This is a genomic window from Micromonospora sp. NPDC000121 (genome assembly GCF_042899165.1).
Lineage (GTDB): Bacteria > Actinomycetota > Actinomycetes > Mycobacteriales > Micromonosporaceae > Micromonospora.
Map to the genome: position 1 here is coordinate 42,979 of NZ_JBIAZP010000003.1, position 19,344 is coordinate 62,322.

Genomic DNA, 19,344 nt, shown 5'->3' on the forward strand with positions numbered 1-19,344 from the left:
ATGAGAAGACGTTGGCGGATCGGTGGCGGCGTGGCCGCCGTGCTCCTCGCGTTCGGCCTGGCCGGCGCGGCGCCCGGTACGGCCGGCGCGGAGCGTCTCCGCGCGGGCACGCTGACCACCGCCTCGGCGCCGTCCGCGGCGTTGGGCGCTCCGATCGACTACACGGTCTACCTGCCGCACGGCTACGCCGAGGCGACGGCCAGTCGCTACCCCGTGCTGTACCTGCTGCACGGGCGGGGCGACACGATGCAGGCGTGGACCCGGGTGAAGGCCGACCTGGACCGGCTGATCGCCGACGGCGACGTGCCGCCGGTGATCGCGGTGCTGCCCGACGCGCCGTGGAGCAGCCGCGGCAGCTGGTACGTCGACTCCGCGTACACGGGCGCGGACGACCCGGGCCGGCCCGTGGAGACCGCCCTGACCCGGGACCTGGTGCGGCACGTCGACGCCACCTACCGCACCGCGGCCCACCGCGGGGCGCGCCTGGTCGGCGGCTACTCGATGGGCGGCGCCGGCGCGCTGCGCTACGCCCTGGCCCACCAGGACCTGTTCGGGCACGCGCTGGTGCTCAGCCCGGCGGTGTACCGGCCGTTGCCGCCGGCGGACTCGTCGGCGCGCGAGTTCGGCGGCTTCGGCTCCGGCGAGCAGCGCTTCTCCGACGAGGTCTACCAGCGGCTGAACTATCCGGCCCTGCTGCCCGGCCTGGACGCCGAGTCGCCGGTGCGGATGTACGTCGCGGTCGGCGACGACGAGTGGGCCAACCCCGACCCGGCCGACGCTGCCCACGACCTCGACTACGAGGCGGCCACCCTCTACAACACCGTGCGCCGCTCCGACGCGGTGGCGGCGGAGTTCCGCGTGCTCGACGGGGGGCACGACTGGGACGTCTGGCGACCGGCCTTCGTGGACGGGCTGCGGCACCTGGCGGCGACGCTGAGCGTCACCCCGCCGGCCGGGCTGCCCGGGCCGCCGCACGGCACCACGGGCACCGACTGGGCCGGCGGCGTGGCCGCCCACCCCGACGGCAGCACCACGCTCGGGTACGCCGCCTCCGGCCCGGTCGCCGGCCAGCCGTACGCCGGCGGGCTGGACGCCGTGGTCAGCCGCGTCACGGCGGGCGGGACCCCGGCCTGGACGACCCAGTTCGGCACGGCCGCCAACGACCGCCTCCACGGCGTGGTGCCGCTCGCCGACGGCGGGGCGGTCGCCGCCGGCTACACCCGCGGCGACCTCGACGGGACGCACCCCGGCAGCCCCGCCGACGACGGCTTCGTCGTCAGGTTGACCGCGACGGGGCAGCGGGCCTGGCTCACCCAGGCCGGCGACCCGGCCAGGGCCGACCGGTTCTACGCCGTCGCGGCCGCCCCCGACGGCGGCGCCTACGTCGCCGGCTACACCAGCGGCTCGTTCGCCGGGCAGAGCGGCGCCGGGGACAAGGACGCGGTGCTGGCCCGGATCACCCCGGACGGGCGGGTCGCCTGGAGCCGGCAGTTCGGCGGGCCCGGCGAGGACAAGGCGTACGCGGTGACGGCCGACGCCGAGGGCGTGTACCTGGCCGGCGTCACCTCGGCCGGCCTGCCCGACACCACCGCGCTCGGCGGCGGCGACGGGTGGCTGGCCCGATTCGACCCCGCCGGCACCCGCACCTGGGTGACCTCGGTCGGCGGCGCGGGCGACGACCTGCTCGGCGGCGTCGCGATCAGCGCCGACGGCCTCGTGGTGGCCACCGGCTCCACCGGCGGCGAGGCCACCGCCGGCGGCAGCGACGTGCTGACCGTGGCGTACACCCAGGACGGCCGGCAGCGCTGGCGGACGGTGACGGGCGGGCGGGGCGCCGACGTGGGCGCCGACGTGGTGGCGCTGCCCGGCGGTGCGGTCGCCGTGGTCGGCTTCACCGGCAGCGCGCTCGGCCTGCCGGTCGGCGGCACGGACGTGCTGACCCTGCGACTGGACGCGCGGGGCCGCCAGGTCGGGGTGGCGCAGTACGGCACCGCCCGCGACGACGCCGCCGACGCCTTCGGGGAGGAGAACGTCTACGCGACCCTCGGCGCCGACGGGCGGCTGCTGGTCACCGGGCTCACCGCCGGAAGCCCGCTGGGCGGGGCGGCGCTCGGCAACGGCGACGTCTTCCTCACCACCGTCGACCCGACGAAGGGAACGCCGTGAACAGCCCAGGAGCCCACGCCGGCGCCGACCGGACCCGCCCGCTCGACGGGGTGAAGGTGGTCGACCTCGCCACCCTCTTCGCCGGGCCGCTCGCGGCGGCGTTCCTCGGCGACTTCGGCGCCGACGTCGTCAAGGTGGAGCATCCGGCCAAGCCGGACCCGTCGCGGGGGCACGGCCCGGCGAAGGACGGCGTCGGGCTGTGGTGGAAGGTGCTCGGGCGCAACAAGCGCACGGTGACCCTGAACCTGTCCGACCCGCGGGGCGCCGAACTGCTACGCCGGCTGCTCGCCGACGCGGACGTGCTGGTGGAGAACTTCCGCCCCGGCACCCTGGAACGGTGGGGGCTCGGCCCGGCCGAGCTGCACGCGGTCAACCCCCGGCTGGTGATCGCCCGGATCAGCGGCTTCGGTCAGGTCGGCCCGTACGCGCGGCGGCCGGGCTTCGGCACCCTCGCCGAGGCGATGAGCGGCTTCGCCGCCGCCACCGGCGAGCCGGACGGGCCGCCGACGCTGCCCCCGTTCGGGCTGGCCGACTCGGTCACCGCGCTCGCCGCCGCGTACGCGGTCATGCTGGCCCTGCGGGCCCGCGACCTCACCGGCACCGGCCAGGTGGTGGACCTCGCCATCATCGAGCCGATCATGGCGATGCTGGGCCCCCAGATCACCTGGTACGACCAGCTCGGCTACGTCCAGCCCCGGCTGGGCAACCGGTCCAACAACAACGCGCCGCGCAACACGTACCGCTGCGCCGACGGCCGCTGGGTGGCGGTGTCGACCAGCGCGCAGAGCATCGCCGAGCGGGTGCTGCGGCTGGTCGGCCGCCCGGAACTGGTCGACGAACCGTGGTTCGCCACCGGCAGCGGCCGGGCCGCGCACGCCGACGAACTGGACGCCGCCGTGGGCGCCTGGGTCGCGCGGCGGGACCGGGACGAGGTGGTGGCGGCGTTCGAGGCCGCCGAGGCGGCCGTCGCCCCGGTCTACGACGTGCGCGACATCCTCGCCGACCCGCAGTACGCCGCGCTCGGCACCGTCCGCACCGTCCCCGACGAGGAACTCGGTGAGGTACGGATGCAGAACGTGCCGTTCCGGCTCTCGGAGACACCGGGGGACATCCGGCACGCCGGGCGCCGGCACGGCCAGGACACCGACGCGGTGTTGCGGTCGCTGGGCCTGGCCGACGGCGAGCTGGCGGCACTGCGCGAGAAGGGGGTGATCTGAATGCTGCTGACCTGGCTCTACGTGCCGGGCGACCGGCCGGACCGGTTCGCCAAGGCGGTCGCCTCGGGCGCCGACGCGGTGATCCTCGACCTGGAGGACGCGGTGCTCGCCGACCGCAAGGCGTACGCGCGGCAGGCCGTCGCCGAGTTCCTCGGGCAGTCGCACCCGGTGCCGGTCCAGGTCCGGGTCAACGAGCTGACCGGCCCGGACCTGGACGCCGACCTGGCCGCGGTGGTCGGCCGCCCCGGGCTGGCGGGCCTGCGGCTGCCAAAGGTGGAGTCGGCGAGCGCCGTCGCCGCCGTTGCCGCCCGGGTGGACACCCCGCTGCATCCGTTGGTGGAGTCGGCCCTCGGCCTGGAGGCCGCGTACGCCATCGCCGCCGCCGACCCCGCGGTGGCCTCGATCGGCCTCGGCGAGGCCGACCTGCGCTCCGACCTGGGCGTCGACGACGAGGCCGGTCTGGCGTGGGCGCGTGGCCGGATCGTGGTGGCGGCCCGCGCCGCCGCCCTGCCCCCGCCCGCCATGTCGGTGTACCCGAACGTGGCCGACGCCGACGGCCTGGCCGGCTCCTGCGCCGTGGGACGGCGGCTCGGCTTCCTCGGCCGGGCGGCCATCCACCCGCGCCAGCTACCGGTGATCGCCGAGGCGTTCCGGCCGGCGGAGCGGGAGGTCGCGCGGGCCGAGGAGCTGCTCGCCGCGGTGGCCGAGGCACAGACCCGGGACTCCGGGACCGTGGTGCTGCCGGACGGCCGGTTCGCCGACCGGGCGATGGTGGCCGCCGCCCGCCGCACGGTCGACCTGGCCGCCCGCTACGCGGCCTGACCCGGCTGGTCCACTGCGCGGCCTGACGCGGCTAACCGCTACGCGGCCTGACGCGGCTGGCCGTGACCCCCGCTGCGGGCATGACGAAAGGGCCGGCCCCCGTTTGGGGGTCGGCCCTTGTCGTTGGTGTTCGGTTGTGTGTTGCCTGGATCAGGCGGCGTAGCCGCGGGTGGCGATCCAGTCGGCGAGGGCCTCGGTGGTGATCCAGTAGGAGGCCTGGGCCGGGTCGGCGGAGTCGGCGATCTTCACCGTCTCGCCGTTGTCGCGGTAGCCGACGACGCTGATGTAGTGCCCGCCCTCGAAGGAGTGGACGCCGCCGTCGGTGTCGGTGGCGGTGCCGGCGATGTTGGCCACCGGGGCGCGGCCGTCGTCGACGGCCTTGACGACGTCGGCGCGCAGCTTGGTGGTCTGCTTGTCGTCGGCGGTGGCGCCGCTGATCTCGACGCTGTGGTAGGCGTTCTTGCCGGTTTCCTTGTTCAGCACGGGGGTGATGTCGTTGATGGAGTCGGTGCCGGCCTCGGTGGTGCCCATCTGCTTGGCCATGGCGTCGACGTTGATGTCCTTGCCCTGCACGCTCAGGGCGTTGCGGGTGGCGGCGGGGCCGCAGTAGTAGAAGTTCGGCTGGGCCTCGTAGGCGACGTCGAGTTCCTTCTGTCCGCCCTTACGGTCACGGTCCTGGGTGACGGCGGCGGGCTTGCTGTCGACGGGGGCCGCGTACGTGGCGGTGACGGGGCCGGCGATGGCGCCGCCGGTGAAGGCGAGGCCGGCAGCGGTCAGGGCGGTCTTACGGATCAGATCGGTACGCATGATCGTATGCACCTTTCGATCGGGGGTACGCGGCACACCGAAAAAGGGGGGTGGGTGCGCCACGGGTAAGGAAAGGTCAAGCCGGAAGGAGGGGTTGCGCCCGTTCGGGGGTGGGGCGCGGTCCCGGGGGGATGTAACGACGCGGACCGGGTCGGCATTCCGACGGTCATCCGGCGGCTCGGCCGGGGGTCACGCGCTCACCTGGTTACAACGACCCACACCCCCGGCTCATGCCCACCCGGCATGTGCCGGCCGCCACCACAACCCACCACCAACCGGACACTAAGCCCCAATCGCACCCCAATTACACCCCGCACACCCGCCGAACCGGACAGACGACCCATCCGGGCACTGACGCGACGTGGGCACCACGCTCACGGCCGCAGCCACTGCCGTGCCGGCCGAGGCGTGGGCGAGCCGGCCGGGGAGACGATCGCATTCTGCGCTGTCGAGCTGAGTCGTCGGCGACAATCATCCTGGCCGTCCGGCCCCCGGCCCGCCCTGCGAGCCGGCCTGCGAGCCGGCCCGGGGGACAGGATCGCGCGCTCTGCGCTGTCGAGCTGAGTCGTCTGCGACATCATCCGGCCGTCGGCGGCGGTGATTCGTTTACGACATCAGCTCGACAGGGACCACGCACAGGTACCCACAGGCGATCGCGAAACCGGACATGGGGGTGGGCCGTCCCGATGTGGTGTCGGCACGACCAGATCCGTCACGCGCCGGGCGCGACTGAGCCGTGTCGTCAGGGGGCGGGTGGCAGGCGGCGTTCGATGGTGACCGTGGTGCCCTCGGCGGTGGAGACCATCCGCACGTCGCCGTACGCGTTCATGAGCGTGGCGCCGCGCCCCCGGTCCATGGCGGGCCGGCGGTCCCGCCAGGTGCCGAAGTCCCGCACCGAGATTCGGACCGTGCCGTCGGCGACCCGCAGCCGCACCCGGACCTCGGGGCGGGTCGGGCGCTGCGCGTGCTCCACGGCGTTGTTGACCGCTTCGGAGGCGGCCAGCAGCAGATCCTGCATGATGTCCGGATCGACGTCCATGGCCTCCAGCGAGGTCCGCACGTCCCGCCGCATGGCCGAGGCCGAGGTTGGCCTCGACGGATACGTCCAGCCGGTGTCCAGCGCCGTCCCGAGGGCCGGGGCCGGCTCCTGCTGCCCGTCCTGCGGGTGCGGGGCACTGCCGACGGCCGTGTCGGCGACGCCCGGCGTGGCCGGGCGGATCAGCGCGGTCGCCCCGGTCGGGTCGTCCGGCGCCCCCACGGAACCCGCGACGCCCGCCCCCACGGAACCCGCGACGCCCGCCCCGGCGGTGGGTAGCCCGTCCCCGCTTCCCGACGACGTGACCGGTCCCCGCTCCGGGCAGCCACCCCGGCCCTCGGCGCCGGCCGCATCGAGCAGGCCCTCAGCCCGGTGGTGCCCCCGCGCGCGGGCGCCGTGCAGGGTGGCCCGGATCCTGGCGATCAGTTCGCCCGCCGCGAAGGGCTTGACCACGTAGTCGTCGGCGCCCAGGTCGAGCCCCTCCACGCTGGCGTCCCCGCCGGCGCGGGCGGAGAGCACCACCACCGGCAACGCCCGGGTGTCGGCCTGCTGGCGTAGCCGACGGAGCAGCTCGAAGCCGTCGACCTCCGGCATCATCACGTCGGCGAGCACCAGGTCCGGCTGCTCCCGGCGGATCGCCGCCAGGGCCTGCCGGCCGTCGCCGACCGTCTCCACCCGCCAACCCTGCCCGGCCAGCAGCCGGGCCAGGTACGCGCGCATGTCCGCGTTGTCGTCGGCGACCAGGATCCGCGCGCCCCGCAGCGCGTCCACCGTCCCGTACGGCGACACCGGCGGCCCGACCGGCGGGGCCGTCGCCGCCTGCGTCGGGTCGGCCAGCCAGCCGATCGCCTCCTGTGCGGCGGCCCGGGCCGCGCCGCCGACGTCCGCCCCGTCCGCCGGCGTGGCGGGTCGCGCCGTGGCGGACCAGGGCAGCGCCACGGTGAACGTCGTCCCCGTTCCCACCCGGCTCTCCACCCGCACGTCGCCGCCCTCGAGGCGGGCCAGCTCGCGGACCAGGGCAAGCCCGATGCCGGTCCCCTCGTGGCTGCGGGACCGGGCGCCGTGCACCCGGTGGAAGCGTTCGAAGAGCCGGGGCAGTTCCTCCTCGGCGATACCGATGCCCGTGTCGGCGACGGTCAGCCGCACCTCCTGGTCGTCGGCGGTTAGCCCGACCCGGATCCGACCGACGAAGGTGTACTTGAGGGCGTTCGACAGCAGGTTGGTGACGATGCGTTCCCAGTTGACCGGGTCGACGGCGACCGGGCGCGGCAGGGGCGGGCAGTCGACCTCCAGGCGTAGCCCGGCACGCTCCACGGCCGCCCGGAAGACGCTGGCCAGCTCGGCGGTGAGCCCGGCCAGGTCGACCTCGCGCGCCTCGCTCCGCCCCCCGCCGGCCGCCAGGCTGGAGAAGGTGAGCAGGCTGTTGACCAGCGTGAGCAGCCGGGTGGCGTTACGCCACGCGGTGTCGACCCGCTCCCGCTGCGCGGCCGGCAGCGGGTGCTCGTGGTCGTTGAGGGCGTCGGCCAGCGGGCCGAGCATCAGCGTCAGCGGGGTGCGGAACTCGTGGCTGACGTTGGTGAAGAAGGCCGTCTTGACCCGGTCCAGCTCGGCGAGCGCCTCGGCCCGCCGGCGCTCCTCCTCGTACGCCTGCGCGTTGCGCACGGCGACGGCGACCTGCTGGGCCAGCAGCGCGAAGAACGACCGGTACGCATCGTCCAGTCCCCGGTTCGGGCTGACGCCGACCAGCAACACCCCGAGCGGTTGGTCCGCCTCGGCCGAGGGCAGTGGCAGGGCCAGGGCCGCGTCGACGGGGTCGCCCCAGGGGCCGGCGGGCACCGTCAGCCGCTCGGCCACCCCGCTGACCTCGGTCGTCGTGCCGCCGGCGGCGGCCGTCAGGCCCCACCGCCGTTCCTCGGCGGCCGTCAGGACGGCCGGCAGCGCGGCGGCCACCTCCTCCCCGCCGACGCAGGCGACCCGGCGCAGCAGCGCGCCCTCGCGGAGGTAGATCGCGGCGAACGGCACGTCCAGCGGGTGTTCGTCGACGGCCCCGGCGAGTCGGGCGCAGGTGCCCTCCACGTCGACGGTCCGCCCGTCGCCGCCGACGGACAGGTCCCGCAGCAGGCGCAGCCGGCGCTCGCCGACCACCTGCTCGGTGACCTCGCTGCACACGGTGAGCACGCCCACCGTGTGCCCCTCGTCGTCCCGGGCGGGAGCGTGCGAGACGCTGAAGTACGCCTCCTCGCGGTAGCCGGCCCGGTCGAGCAGCAGTTGCAGGGCGGGGACCCAGCTGGCGACCCCGGTCGCCATCGCCTCGTGGATCAGCGGGGCCAGCACGTCCCAGCCCTCGGCCAGGGTGACCCGCACGTCGTCGCCGAGCGCGGCCGGATGCTTGTCGCCGATCAGCGCCGAGTACGCGTCGTTGTAGAGCTGGCTGAACCGGTCGCCCCACAGCAGCAGCATCGGGTAGCGGGAGGAGAGCACCAGCCGGACGGCGGCGCGCAGGCTCTGCGGCCAGCCGTCGACGGGGCCCAGGGGGGTCTTCGCCCAGTCCAGCCGCGCCATCAGCCGCCCGGTCTCACCGCCGTCGGCGAACAGGTCCCCCGTGGGCGGCGTCACCCTCGGTCGCACCTCATCGCAGCCCTCACTTCCGGGCCCGACGACCCTTGCTGGTGTTACCGGTTCATCCTGGCACCCGGCCTCAGTCGCGCGTCCGCCGGCACCCCGGCGGGTGTCTGTACCCACCCGCGGTCACGGTCACACCTGCGGCAGAGCATTGTGATGGGATCAGTCCCGGGCGGCGCGGCGGCGCAGCAGCGCGATCGCCTCGTCGACGAGGCCGCGCTCGGTGAGCAGGGTCAGCAGCAGCGGCAGCGGGCGCCAGTCGTCGGCCTCGACCGCCTGCCGCAGCAGCGCGATCGCCTCGTCGTGCCGGCCCCGGGCGGCCAGCAGCGCGGCCAGCTCGTCGCGGGCTCTCGGGTCACCCTGGTCGGCGGCGATCCGCCAGTACCGTTCGGCCTCGTCGGCGCGCCCCTCCTCGGCGAGCAGCGCGGCGAGCCGGGCGGCGGCGTGCCAGTCGCCGTGCGCGGCGCGGGCCCGCAGCTCCTCCGTCCGCCCCCGGTCGGCCAGCAGGTCGACCAGGACGCTGCCCGCTCCGCTCGCGCCGGCCCGGTCGAGGTCGCGCAGGTAGCCGGTCGGGTCGGGCACCGCCACCAGGCCCGAGGACTCCTCGCCGAAGAACCGGCTGCCGCCGAACTCCCGCCGGAGCTGGTCGTCGAGGTCGTCGGCGAGCTCGACCATGGTCCGTACGGCCAGCAGCAGGTGGGTGGGCACGAAGTCCTGCCCGAAGACGGGCACGGACGCCCAAACCGTGTCCCCGGTGCAGTAGACGCGGCCGACGACGAGACCGTTGGTCAGGTCGGAGAGCCGCCGGTACAGCGACTCGGTCGGCTGGACCCCGGTGAGCAGCGGCGAGAACACGTCGACCAGCGGCGGGTCGTCCTGCGCCCGTACGAAGATCATGGCGGAGCCGACGCGGATGCCGACGTCGCCGTCGGCGTCGACCCGCAACTGGTCGGCGGTGACGCCCAGGATGCCGGCCAGCACCTCCTTGACCCGGTGCGTCAGCTTCCCCCCGCGGTCGGGTTCCCCGACGGGCCCTGGGGCGTGACCGGCTGCTCGGGTGGCCACGGGCCGCGCGGCGAGCGCGGCGGCCAGCCGGGTGCGGGTCGGCACCGGTACGGCCGTGGCCGTGGCGGCCGGACGGGCCGACAGCGCGGAGACGAACCTGCCCAGCAGGCTTTCACGCGGCGTCATCGTGCTCGCCGTTCGGTCCGCCACGCGTGTCGTCGGACGGCTGGTCCGTCACCCGGACCTGGTCGAACATCTTGGCGATCACGAGCGGCGCCGCAACCCCGAAGGTGAAGCTGGCGAAGGCGGTGGTGGCCAGGCCACCCGCCCCGGCCGCGGCGGCGAGCCCGGTGCCGGCCACGGTGCGCAGCAGCACCGCGAACACGACGATCGGGGCGTCCCGCCGGTCCCGCCACGGCCACTGCCACCGCCCCCCGGACTCGGTGGTCGGGCGCATCATCCCGGACAGGTTGAGCGCCTCGGCCACCGCGCTGCCGACCAGCCCCCACATCGCGGCCATCCATAGAGACACATCCCTACCGTACTGACCGCCGCACGCGGCGGTCGCACCAGCCCTCGGATCTCCCGGCGGCCACGGTGACGCCACCGTCGACGGTAGAGCCTCCGGGCAAAGCGCGCCTGCCACACGCAGCTCCGCGCCGCCCGCCGCCCAGGGCGGCGCGTCCGCACGAGGGGCCGACCGAACACGCGGGCCGTCGGCGACGACCGGGGCTGGCCGTCCCCGGGCGGCGGCGCGACCACTGCCGGGTACCCTCTCGTGACGTTCGGTCGGAACTCCGACCGGGCGTCGTCGTCTCGTCATGGGCGACGGCTCGTATCCTTTCGGCGAACCTCTGGTGGGCTTTCGAGAATGAAAGGACACGGCGTGAGTAACCGGGCCGAGACGTTGGAGTTCCAGGCCGAGGCGCGTCAGCTGCTCCAGCTGATGGTCCACTCGATCTACTCGAACAAGGACGTCTTCCTGCGCGAACTGATCTCGAACGCCTCTGACGCGCTGGACAAGCTGCGCCTGGCGTCGATGGTCGACAAGGACCTGGAGGTCGACACCTCCGACCTGCACATCGAGATCGAGGTCGACAAGGCGGCGCGCACCCTGACCGTCCGGGACAACGGCATCGGCATGTCCCGCGACGAGGTGGTCCAGGTGATCGGCACGATCGCCAAGTCGGGCACGGCGGAGCTGCTGCGCAAGCTGCGCGAGTCCGCCGACGCCGGGGCGCGGCAGGAGCTGATCGGCCAGTTCGGGGTGGGCTTCTACGCGGCGTTCATGGTCGCCGACCGGGTGGAGCTGGTGACCCGGCGGGCGGGGGAGACCGGCGGCACCCGCTGGGAGTCGGCCGGCGAGGGCACCTACTCCGTCGAGGCCGTCGACGACGTGCCGCAGGGCACCGCGGTGACCCTGCACCTCAAGGCGGCGGACGCCGAGGACAACCTGCACGACTACACCGCCGAGTGGACGATCCGGGAGATCGTCAAGCGGTACTCCGACTTCATCGCCTGGCCGATCCGGATGACCGTCGAGCGCCCGGGCGAGGGCGACGCGACCACCACCGAGACCCAGACGCTCAACTCGATGAAGGCGCTCTGGGCCCGGCCCCGCGACGAGGTCGACGAGGCCGAGTACAAGGAGTTCTACAAGCACGTCAGCCACGACTGGGCCGACCCGCTGGACATCGTGCACATGAGGGGCGAGGGCACCTTCGAGTACGAGGCGCTGCTGTTCATCCCCTCCCACGCCCCGCTGGACCTGTTCGCCCCGCAGGGCCGCCGCGGCGTGCAGCTCTACGTCAAGCGCGTCTTCATCATGGACGACTGCGAAGCGCTCATGCCGAACTACCTGCGCTTCGTCAAGGGCGTGGTCGACGCGCACGACCTGTCGCTGAACATCTCCCGGGAGATCCTCCAGCAGGACCGGCAGATCCAGGTCGTCCGCCGCCGGCTGGTCAAGAAGATCCTCTCCACCGTCAAGGACATGAAGGCCAACCACGCCGAGCGCTACCGGACCTTCTGGACCGAGTTCGGCGCCGCGGTCAAGGAGGGCCTGATCGACGACACGGAGAACCGGGACACCCTCCTGGAGATCCTCTCGGTCGCCTCCACCCACGACCCGGCGGAGCCGACCGACCTCGCCGGCTACGTCGGCCGGATGAAGGACGGGCAGACGGACATCTACTACGCCACCGGCGAGTCCCGCTCGATGATCGAGAACTCGCCGCACATGGAGGCGTTCCGCGCCAAGGGCTACGAGGTGCTGCTGCTCACCGACCCGGTCGACGAGGTGTGGGTCGAGCGCGTCGGCCAGTACGACGGCCGGACCCTGCGTTCGATCGCCAAGGGCCAGGTCGACCTGGACACCGAGGAGGAGAAGAAGGAGGCCGAGGCCGAGCGCGAGCAGCAGCGCAAGGACTTCGCCGACCTGCTCACCTGGATGGGCGGCACGCTCGCCGACTCCGTCAAGGAGGTCCGCCTCTCCTCCCGGCTGACCACCTCGCCCGCCTGCGTCGTCGGTGACGCCCACGACATCACCCCGACGCTGGAGAAGATGTACCGGGCGATGGGGCACGAGGTGCCGGCGGTCAAGCGGATCCTGGAGCTGAACCCGGGGCACCCGCTCGTCACCGGCCTGCGCAAGGCCCACGAGGAGGGCGGCACGGAGGAGTCGCTGAAGGAGACCGCCGAGCTGCTGTACGGCATGGCGCTGCTCGCCGAGGGCGGGGAGTTGGCCGACCCGTCCCGGTTCACCCGCATCCTCGCCGACCGCCTCGCCCGTACCCTCTGACCGACGCGTCCCGGCCGGTGGGGTCGCTCCCACCGGCCGGGGCGTGGAAACCGCGCGGGCTGGGTATCACCGCCGGCCATGAGCACGAGCACCGCGGCGGACGCCGCGCCGGCGACCGCCGCCCGGGCGGGCACGGTCGCCGTCGTCGCCCACCGCAGGAAGACCCTCGGCGGCGGCCTCGACGCGCTGCGCGCGGAACTGGCGGGCGCCGGCGTCGAGGACCTGATCTGGTACGAGGTGCCGAAGAGCCGCAAGGCGCCGAAGAAGGTCCGCAAGGCGCTGAAGAAGGGCGCCCGGCTGGTCTTCGTCTGGGGCGGCGACGGCATGGTGCAGCGCTGCGCCGACGCCCTCGCCGGCTCGGGTGCCGCCATGGCGATCCTGCCGGCGGGCACCGCCAACCTCTTCGCCGCCAACCTCGGCATCCCCGAGGATCTCTCCGAGGCCGTCCGGATCGGCCTGCGTGGCCCGCGCCGATCCCTGGACCTCGGCAGGCTCAACGGCGAACACTTCGCCGTGATGGCCGGCGCCGGCTTCGACGGCGACCTCATCCGCGACGCCGACCGCACGCTCAAGGGCAGGTTCGGCCGCCTCGCGTACATGTGGACGGGGCTGCGGCACGTCCGGGGCGAACTGGTCCGCACCCGGATCACCGTCGACGGGGCCGAGTGGTTCGACGGCGAGGCGAGCTGCGTGCTGTTCGGCAACGTCGGCACGATCACCGGCGGCATCCCGGCCTTCGACGACGCCCGCCCCGACGACGGCTGCCTGGAGGTCGGCGTGTGCACCGCCGACGGCGCGGTGGACTGGGCGCGTACCCTCGGCCGGATGGCCGCCGGCCGCTCGGAGGAGTCGCCGTTCGTACGCATCACGCGGGGTCGCAAGGTCAGGGTCCGCCTCGCGGCGCCGCGCCGGTACGAACTCGACGGCGGCGCCCGCAAGGAGGTCACCAAGCTCCAGGTGCGGGTCGTCCCCGGTGCGCTGACGGTCTGCTGCCCCGAACCCGTCTCCTGACCGGCGCCCGCCAGGTGTAACGCCCACGCGACCTGCGACGCTACCGACTTTCGTCATTCTGAAGGAAAGTAGCGTCAGCGTCGACGAAAGGTCTGGACACGCTGACAGCAAGTTAGTAGTGTCGGGACACATCGATATGTTTCATCGAGATGAACCGGCGGCGCGGTGACTCTCGACCGTGGTCCCAGGCGGCGCAACACGCCCGGCGGCCACGGGTAAGGCCAGGGATGGCACCCCGGGTCGGCGCTCCAAGACAGCGCCCCGGTGCGGAGACGCGCCGTGGCTTGACCGATGCCCATCCCTTCTCACTCACATCCCGTCACCCCGACGCGGCACCTGTCTGACCCGCGCGCGATCCGGCTCGCCGCTGGCATCAGGCGGACCCCGTGTGCCCAGGACGACCGTGACAACTGGTCACGGCCGAGGACCTCGTGCGGCCGGAAAGGGGTGCAAAGGCTGCCGATACGAAGAAGATCGCCGATGTGTTGAAGGTGTCCCCTCGGACCGTGAAAGAGGAATCCATGAACGGGTACTCACCGCCCGGCCGGCTCTCCGTAAGCCGGTTCCGGCATTCGATTGCGGCAGTCGCCACGGCGGTCCTGCTGCTGGTGACCGCCGGGCTGGTGGCGGCTCCGGCGAACGCGCGCCCGGTCGACGCGGAACGCGCACGGACAGCCGACGCGAGCGGGCCGCCCCGGCAGCTACAGGCCCAGGTGCTGACCTGGACCGCCGGCGACAACTTCCTCTCGTACCTCTCCGCGCCCACCACCGCCGTCGCCGGGCCGGCGACGCTCGTGTTCGAGAACAGCGCCGCGACCGGCAACACCACCGGCATGCAGCACACCCTGACGTTCGACACCACCAACCCGGCGTACAACAGCGACGTCGACGTGAACATCCTGGCCGACCCGACCGACGCCAACGGCGGCCGGTGGACCGTCGACGTGGTGCTCTCGCCCGGCACGTACCGCTACTTCTGCGCCATCCCGGGCCACGGCGGGATGGCCGGCCTCCTGGTCGTCACCGGTGGCGGCTCGGACACCACGCCGCCGACGGCGTCGGCCACGGTGTCGGGCGAGCGGAACGACACCGGCGCCTACCTGGGGTCGGCGACGGTGACGCTGTCCGCCACCGACGAGGGCTCAGGCGTCGACCGGGTCGAGTACTCCCTGGACGGCGGTCCCTACGGCACCTACTCGGCGCCGGTGACGGTCACCCAGCCGGGGCAGCACACGCTCAGCTACCGGGCCACCGACAAGGCGGGCAACACCTCGACCCCGCAGTCGGTGTCGTTCACGGTGGTGGAGCCGCCGGAGCCGGACACCACCCCGCCGACCGCCACGGCCGCGGTCACCGGGGAGCGCGACGACAACGGCGCCTACGTCGGCAGCGCCACCGTGACGTTGTCCGCCACGGACACCGAGTCGGGCGTCGACCGGATCGAGTACTCCCTGGACGGCGGCGCGTACGCCACCTACTCGGCGCCGGTGACGGTCACCGAACCCGGGCAGCACACGGTGACCTACCGGGCCACCGACAAGGCGGGCAACACCTCCGCCGCGCAGTCGGTGTCGTTCACGGTGGTGGAGCCGCCGGAGCCGGACACCACCCCGCCGACCGCCACGGCCGCGGTCACCGGGGAGCGCGACGACAACGGCGCGTACGTCGACTCGGCGACCGTGACGTTGTCCGCCACGGACACGGAGTCGGGCGTCGACCGGATCGAGTACTCCCTCGACGGGCAGCCGTACGCCACCTACACCGCGCCGGTGACGGTCAACCAGTTGGGCCAGCACACACTGAGCTACCGGGCCACCGACAAGGCGGGCAACACCTCGGCCGCGCAGTCGGTGTCGTTCACCGTGGTGCGACCGCCGGAGCCGGACACCACGCCGCCGACCGCGTCGGCCGCGGTCACCGGGCAGCGCGACGACAACGGCGCGTACGTGGGCTCGGCGACGGTGACCCTGTCGGCCACGGACACGGAGTCGGGTGTCGACCGGATCGAGTACTCCCTGGACGGGGGCCCGTACGCCGGCTACTCCGCGCCGGTGACGGTCAACCAGCCGGGGCAGCACACGGTGAGCTACCGGGCGACGGACAAGGCGGGGAACACCTCGGCCGCGCAGTCGGTGTCGTTCACCGTGGTGCAACCGCCCGCGCCGGACACCACGCCACCCACGGCCACCGCCACGGTGAGCGGCCAGCGGGACGGCGCCGGGGCGTACGTCGGCGCCGCCACGGTCACGATCTCGGCCACCGATGCCGGCACCGGCGTGGACCGGATCGAGTACTCCCTCGACGGGCAGCCCTACGCCGCCTACTCGGCGCCGGTCACGGTCAACCAGGTCGGCCAGCACACGCTGAGCTACCGGGCCACCGACAAGGCCGGCAACACCTCTGCCCCGCAGTCGGTGTCGTTCACCGTGGTCGACCCGCCGGCCCCGGACACCACCCCGCCGACCGTCACGGCGGCGCTCTCCGGCCAGCTCGACGACCACGGCGCCTACCTCGGCAGCGCCACCGTCATCCTCACCGCCGCCGACGCCGGCTCGGGCGTCGACCGCGTCGAGTACTCCCTCGACGGGCAGCCGTACGCCCGCTACTCGGCGCCGGTCACCGTGAACCAGCCCGGCGGGCACACGGTCAGCTACCGGGCGACCGACAGGGCCGGCAACACCTCGGGCACCGCGTCGGTCACCTTCACCGTCGTCGCCAGCGGCCCCCGCGCCTGCCCGGTGCCGGACACCCGGCCGACGGTGTGGCTCGGCACGGTGGACAGCGGCGTGCCGAACCGGGTGGTCGCCGACGACTGCACGATCAACAACGCCATCCAGGACGAGAAGGCGTGGCCCAACCACGGCCAGTTCGTCAAGCACGTCACCGAGATCACGGAGCACCTGCACCACCTGGGCCTCATCGACCACAAGGAGCACGGTCGGCTGGTGAGCGCCGCCGCCCGCTCCGGCGTCGGCAAGGCGGACGACAAGGCCGGCTACCAGCCGCTGCTGGACGGATCGGCGGCGTCGTTCGACCGGTGGAAGCACGTCGGCGCGGGCGGCTTCACCCGCAACGCCGACGGCTCGATCACCAGCCGGGCGGTCCCCGGCCTCGGCATGCTCTGGCTCCCCACCGCCGAGTACGGCGACTTCTCGCTGAAGCTGCAGTGGCGCGACGACGCGCCCGGCACCGGCCGTGCCAACAGCGGCGTCTTCGTCCGCTTCCCCGACGTGCACGGCCACGCCGAGGAGCCCCGCCCCGAGTGGGTTGCCATCAAGTACGGCCACGAGCTGCAGATCCATGACCGGCCCGACGGCGACCAGTACAAGAGCGGATCGGTGTACGGCTTCGACCGGGTCGACCTGGCCGGGGCGAAGGTGACCCCGAAGGGCACCTGGAACGACTACGAGATCCGGGTGGTGGGCCAGCACTACTCCGTCTTCCGCAACGGCGAACTGATCAACGAGTACGTGAACACCCCGGACGCGGTGTTCAGCCCGCCCCGGGCCGACGATCCCGGCGGTGCCGGCCGCCAGCACGCCCGCGGACACATCGGACTGCAGAACCACGGCACCGCCGACGTCGTGAGCTTCCGCAACGTGCGGATCGCGCCGCTCTCCGCGTGCTGCCCCGGCGGCGCGCCCTCCTCTGCCAACCCGAGCAGCTGCTGCTGACGATCGAAGGGGAACAACCATGGCGAAGAACAGGATCGACCGTCGGGCGTTACTGCGCGGCCTCGCCGGCTCCACCGTCGCGGTCGGCGCGGCGAGCCTCGCCGGGGCGCTGCCCGCCGCGGCGTCCGGCGCCTCGAACGGCCACCTGGTGCCGCGTGGGCACCTGGGCATCCAGCTCTACAGCGTCCGGGACAAGATCGCGCAGTTCGGCTTCGCGGCCGTCTTCGAGGAGCTGTCCCGGATCGGCTACCGGGAGGTGGAGTTCGCCGGCTACACGCAGGGCAACGTCGGCCCGATCACGCCGGCGCAGATCCGCCGGCTGCTCGACGACAACGGGCTGAAGGCGGCCGGCAGCCACCGCGGGCTCGGTGACTTCCGGAACAACCTGGAGCTGGAACTGGACATCGCCGAGACCCTCGGCATGCCGGCCCTCGGCACCGCGCAGGCGCCCACCGGCAACCGCACCATCGCCGGCTACCAGGCCGCCGCCGCCGAGTTCAACGCATGGGGCGCCGCCGCGGCGGCCCGGGGGATCAAGCTCTACCAACACAACCACACGATCGAGTTCAGCTTCGCCGTCGACCGGCCCGACGTGCGGCTGTACGACCTGTTCCTGGAGCTGACCGATCCCCGGTACGTGTATCTGGAGATGGACATCCTGTGGGCGTACGGCGGCGCCCGCAAGTACCCGGGGTTCCGGCCGGTCGACTACGTCAACGCGCATCCGCACCGGTTCCCGCTGTTCCACGTCAAGGACGGCGTCCCGCTGCCCGACCCGCAGCAGGGCAACTCCTACCTGGACGTCGAGTTCGGCGCCGGGGTCATCCCGTTCGCCGAGTTCTTCACCGAACTCGACGGGGGCGGACGGTTCACCTACCTGTGGGAGCAGGACACCGGGCCGAGCGCCCAGCCCAACCCGCCGGGCTCGCTCGGCGCCGCCGAGCGCAGCTACCAGCGCATCGTCGACCTGCGGGGTGACCGGTGAGCGCCTGGCGTCTCGTCGAGGACCCCCCGCCGCCCGGGGACGGCGGCGCGCCCCAGGACGACCGAGCCGCCAAGCGCCCCGGACCGAGCACCCGCCGGCTGCTGGTGGTGGCGGCCACCGTGCTGCTGACCCTGGTCGGCGCCGGCGGCCTGGCCGCCGCCCGCTCCGGCGCGTTCTTCGCCGAACGGCCGGAAGGCTGCGCCAAGCCGGACCGCAGCATGCAGTTGTACGCGGTGGAGCTGCCCCGGGACGGCACCCAGATCCGGCTCGGCTACGGAACCTCCCCGCAGACGGCCTCCTACCCGGGCCCGACGATCGAGATGACCGAGGGGGAGTGCGTCGCCATCACGCTGCACAACCAGGTGCCCGCGGCCACCCTGGCGCAGCTGCGTACCGACCCGGCGCACCCGCTCGGCGTCTCGCTGCACGTGCACGGGGTCAAGTACACCCAGCTCTCCGACGGCACCGTGCAGAGCGGCTCGTTCGTCCCGCCCGGCGAGTCGCGCACGTACACCTGGTTCGCCCAGCAGCGGAACAGGAAGACCGGTTCGCCGGGCACGGCCGGCTACTGGTGGTACCACGACCACGTGGTGGGCGGCCCGCACGGCACCCAGGGCCTCGGCGCGGGGCTCTTCGGGGGGCTGGTGGTCCGGCGACCCGGAGACCCGAGGCCGGACCGCACCTACACCGTGGTCTTCGGCGACCGGCAGAGCATCAACCTGCGCCGCGGCGCGGCCGCCGACACCTGCGACGCGCAGAACCCGCAGCCGGGGCCGACCTGCCTGGTCGCCCGCAAGGGGGAGAAGGTCGAGTTCGTCGTCGTCGGCATCGGCAACGACATGCACACCTTCCACCTGCACGGTCACTCCTGGGCGGACACCCGGACCGGCCTGGTGGACAACGGTCAGCCCTTCGCCGACGGCGTTCCGATCATCGACAACAAGCCGCTCGGCCCCGGCGACTCGTTCGGGTTCCAGGTGGTCGCCGGTGACTCGGTCGGACCGGGGCACTGGATGCTGCACTGCCACATGCAGTTCCACTCCGACGGCGGCATGTCGACGATGCTGCACGTCCTGGACGAGGACGGGTCCATGCCCCCGGGCCACGACCACCACTCCCACCCGGCGAGCGCCACCGGCACCACCGCCGACGCCGGGCAGCACCAGCACAACTGACCGCACCTCCGCCACACCTCACCT

General features: G+C 73.5%; 12 protein-coding genes. 8 read left to right on the forward strand and 4 right to left on the reverse strand.

Annotated elements, in window-relative coordinates; all coding sequences use genetic code 11:
• From ACFY23_RS10805 to ACFY23_RS10815, 3 genes are read left to right on the forward strand one after another with little or no spacing between them, the layout of a single operon-like run.
• Nucleotides 1-2,166: an alpha/beta hydrolase-fold protein gene (locus ACFY23_RS10805; protein WP_350686988.1), complete on the forward strand. Its 2,166-nt coding sequence runs from the start codon at nt 1-3 to the stop codon at nt 2,164-2,166.
• Nucleotides 2,163-3,383: a CoA transferase gene (locus tag ACFY23_RS10810; RefSeq protein ID WP_350819684.1), complete on the forward strand. Its 1,221-nt coding sequence runs from the start codon at nt 2,163-2,165 to the stop codon at nt 3,381-3,383. Before ACFY23_RS10805 ends, ACFY23_RS10810 begins: the two co-directional genes overlap by 4 nt.
• Nucleotides 3,384-4,205 carry an aldolase/citrate lyase family protein gene (locus ACFY23_RS10815; protein ID WP_350686986.1) on the forward strand — a complete coding sequence of 274 codons (822 nt, stop codon included), beginning with the start codon at nt 3,384-3,386 and terminating at the stop codon, nt 4,203-4,205.
• Nucleotides 4,206-4,355: 150 nt separating this feature from the next.
• On the opposite strand, the gene ACFY23_RS10820 is transcribed toward ACFY23_RS10815, so the two are convergent.
• The 4 genes from ACFY23_RS10820 to ACFY23_RS10835 all read right to left on the reverse strand — a co-directional run bounded on the left by ACFY23_RS10820 (nt 4,356) and on the right by ACFY23_RS10835 (nt 10,207).
• Nucleotides 4,356-5,012 carry a C39 family peptidase gene (locus tag ACFY23_RS10820; protein WP_387038881.1) on the reverse strand — a complete coding sequence of 219 codons (657 nt, stop codon included), beginning with the start codon at nt 5,010-5,012 and terminating at the stop codon, nt 4,356-4,358.
• Nucleotides 5,013-5,754: 742 nt separating this feature from the next.
• Entirely contained in the window at nt 5,755-8,664 is a 2,910-nt protein-coding gene (locus ACFY23_RS10825; protein ID WP_350819737.1) for an ATP-binding protein, read from the reverse strand.
• A 168-nt stretch (nt 8,665-8,832) separates the two neighbouring features.
• Complete coding sequence (locus ACFY23_RS10830) at nt 8,833-9,861, reverse strand: hypothetical protein (RefSeq protein ID WP_350683556.1); 1,029 nt, start codon at nt 9,859-9,861, stop codon at nt 8,833-8,835.
• On the reverse strand, nt 9,848-10,207 hold the full coding sequence (locus ACFY23_RS10835; RefSeq protein WP_350683558.1) for a hypothetical protein: 360 nt from the start codon (nt 10,205-10,207) through the stop codon (nt 9,848-9,850). The genes ACFY23_RS10830 and ACFY23_RS10835 overlap by 14 nt, the downstream gene beginning before the upstream one ends.
• A gap of 339 nt (nt 10,208-10,546) precedes the next feature.
• Between ACFY23_RS10835 and htpG the strand changes: the two genes are divergently transcribed.
• From htpG to ACFY23_RS10860, 5 genes are all read left to right on the forward strand, one after another.
• Nucleotides 10,547-12,475, forward strand: coding sequence for a molecular chaperone HtpG (htpG, locus tag ACFY23_RS10840; RefSeq protein ID WP_350683560.1), 1,929 nt, complete (start codon nt 10,547-10,549; stop codon nt 12,473-12,475).
• A 78-nt stretch (nt 12,476-12,553) separates the two neighbouring features.
• Entirely contained in the window at nt 12,554-13,486 is a 933-nt protein-coding gene (locus tag ACFY23_RS10845) for a diacylglycerol kinase family protein (RefSeq protein WP_350683562.1), read from the forward strand.
• A gap of 521 nt (nt 13,487-14,007) precedes the next feature.
• On the forward strand, nt 14,008-17,160 hold the full coding sequence (locus ACFY23_RS10850) for an OmpL47-type beta-barrel domain-containing protein (protein WP_350819734.1): 3,153 nt from the start codon (nt 14,008-14,010) through the stop codon (nt 17,158-17,160).
• A 19-nt stretch (nt 17,161-17,179) separates the two neighbouring features.
• A complete protein-coding gene (locus tag ACFY23_RS10855) occupies nt 17,180-18,145 on the forward strand; it encodes a sugar phosphate isomerase/epimerase (RefSeq protein ID WP_350683566.1) in 966 nt (321 codons plus the stop codon).
• Nucleotides 18,142-19,320, forward strand: coding sequence for a multicopper oxidase domain-containing protein (locus ACFY23_RS10860; protein ID WP_350683568.1), 1,179 nt, complete (start codon nt 18,142-18,144; stop codon nt 19,318-19,320). Before ACFY23_RS10855 ends, ACFY23_RS10860 begins: the two co-directional genes overlap by 4 nt.
• Nucleotides 19,321-19,344 lie beyond the last annotated feature (24 nt).